The sequence below is a fragment of the uncultured Aquincola sp. genome, from assembly GCF_964001545.1.
Taxonomy (GTDB): Bacteria; Pseudomonadota; Gammaproteobacteria; order Burkholderiales; family Burkholderiaceae_C; genus Aquincola.
Genome location: NZ_CAXFDV010000637.1, coordinates 1 through 2,228, shown reverse-complemented (window position 1 = coordinate 2,228; position 2,228 = coordinate 1). Strand labels below are relative to the sequence as shown.

At 67.9% G+C, this 2,228-nt stretch carries 1 protein-coding gene; it reads right to left on the bottom strand.

The genetic code is table 11. The features are described 5' to 3' along the window. Positions 1 to 2,228 (bottom strand): glutamate synthase-related protein (locus ABNT58_RS22245; RefSeq protein ID WP_348755588.1); only part of this gene is annotated, 2,228 nt, incomplete at both ends.

Sequence of the window (2,228 nt, the reverse complement as noted above, 5' to 3'; positions counted from 1 at the left end):
GCGAAGTTGCGGCCGGTCTTGCCCAGCACGGCCACGGTGCCGCCGGTCATGTACTCGCAGCCGTGGTCGCCGGTGCCTTCCACCACCGCGGTGGCGCCGGACAGCCGCACCGCGAAGCGCTCACCCGCCACGCCGCGGAAGAAGGCTTCGCCGCTGGTGGCGCCGTACAGCGCGGTGTTGCCGGCGATGATGTTCTTGCCCGCATCGCCACGGAAGTCGAGGCTGGGGCGCACCACCACGCGGCCACCCGACAAGCCCTTGCCGGTGTAGTCGTTGGCGTCACCGATCAGGTACAGCGTGATGCCGGTGGCCAGGAAGGCGCCGAAGCTCTGGCCGCCCGTGCCTTCCATCTGGATGAAGATGGTGTGGTCGGGCAGGCCCTCGGGGCGGTGCTTGATCAGCTCGCCCGACAGCATGGCGCCCACGCTGCGGTTGAGGTTGCGCGCGGCTTCCAGCAGCTGCACCTTCTCGCTACGCTCGATGGCGGGGCGGCACTTCTCGATCAGCTTGCGGTCCAGCGCCTTGTCCAGGCCGTGGTCCTGGCCTTCCACGTGGTAGCGGGCCACGTCGGCCGGCATCGCCGGCTGGTGGAACACGCGGCTGAAGTCCAGGCCGCGCGCCTTCCAGTGCTCGATGCCCTTCTTCATGTCCAGCAGGTCGGAACGGCCGATCAGCTCGTCGAAGCTGCGCACGCCCAGCTGCGCCATGATCTGGCGCGCTTCTTCGGCGACGAAGAAGAAGTAGTTGACGACGTGCTCGGGCTTGCCCGAGAACTTCTTGCGCAGCACCGGGTCCTGCGTGGCCACGCCCACCGGGCAGGTGTTCAGGTGGCACTTGCGCATCATGATGCAGCCTTCGACCACCAGCGGCGCGGTGGCGAAGCCGAACTCATCGGCGCCCAGCAGCGCGCCGATCACCACGTCGCGGCCGGTCTTCATCTGGCCGTCGGCCTGCACGCGCACGCGGCCGCGCAGGCGGTTCAGCACCAGAGTCTGCTGCGTGTCGGCCAGGCCCAGTTCCCAAGGCGAGCCGGCATGCTTGATCGACGACCAGGGCGACGCGCCCGTGCCGCCGTCGTGGCCGGCGATGACCACATGGTCGGCCTTGCACTTGGTGACGCCGGTGGCGATGGTGCCCACGCCCACTTCCGACACCAGCTTGACGCTGACGCTGGCCTTGGGGTTGGTGTTCTTCAGGTCGTGGATCAGCTGCGCCAGGTCTTCGATCGAGTAGATGTCGTGGTGCGGCGGCGGGCTGATGAGGCCCACGCCCGGCACCGAGTAGCGCAGGAAGCCGATGTAGTCGGTCACCTTGCCGCCCGGCAGCTGGCCACCCTCGCCGGGCTTGGCGCCCTGGGCCATCTTGATCTGGATCTGGTCGGCCGACACCAGGTACTCGGTGTTGACGCCGAAGCGGCCCGAAGCCACCTGCTTGATCTTGCTGCGCAGGCTGTCGCCGGCCTTGAGTTCGTAGTCGACCTCGATGACCTTGCCGCCGATGACGTCGGACACCTTGGTGCCCTGGGCGATGGGGATGCCCTTGAGCTCGTTGCGGTAGCGCGCCGGGTCTTCGCCGCCTTCACCGGTGTTGCTCTTGCCGCCGATGCGGTTCATGGCCACGGCCAGCGTGGCATGCGCCTCGGTGGAGATGGAGCCCAGCGACATCGCGCCGGTGGCAAAGCGCTTGACGATCTCGGCCGCCGGTTCCACCTGGTCCAGCGGAATGGCCTTGGCCGGGTCGACCTTGAACTCGAACAGGCCGCGCAGCGTCATGTGACGGCGGCTCTGGTCGTTGATCAGCTGCGCGTATTCCTTGTAGGTGTCGAACTTGTTGGCGCGGGTGGCGTGCTGCAGCTTGGCGATCGCGTCCGGCGTCCACATGTGCTCTTCACCGCGGGCGCGCCAGGCGTACTCGCCGCCGGCGTCCAGCATGCTGGCCAGCAGCGGGTCGTCGCCGAAGGCCTGGCGGTGCATGCGCAGCGCTTCTTCGGCCACCTCGAACACGCCGATGCCGCCCACCTGCGTGGCGGTGCCGCGGAAGTACTTCTCGACCATCGGCTTGTCCAGGCCGATGGCCTCGAACAGCTGGGCGCCGCAGTAGCTCATGTACGTCGACACGCCCATCTTGGACATGATCTTCGACAGGCCCTTGCCGACCGCCTTGACGTAGTTGTAGATGGCCTTGTCGGCCGACAGGTCGCCCGGCAGCTCCTTGTGCAGCGCGGCCAG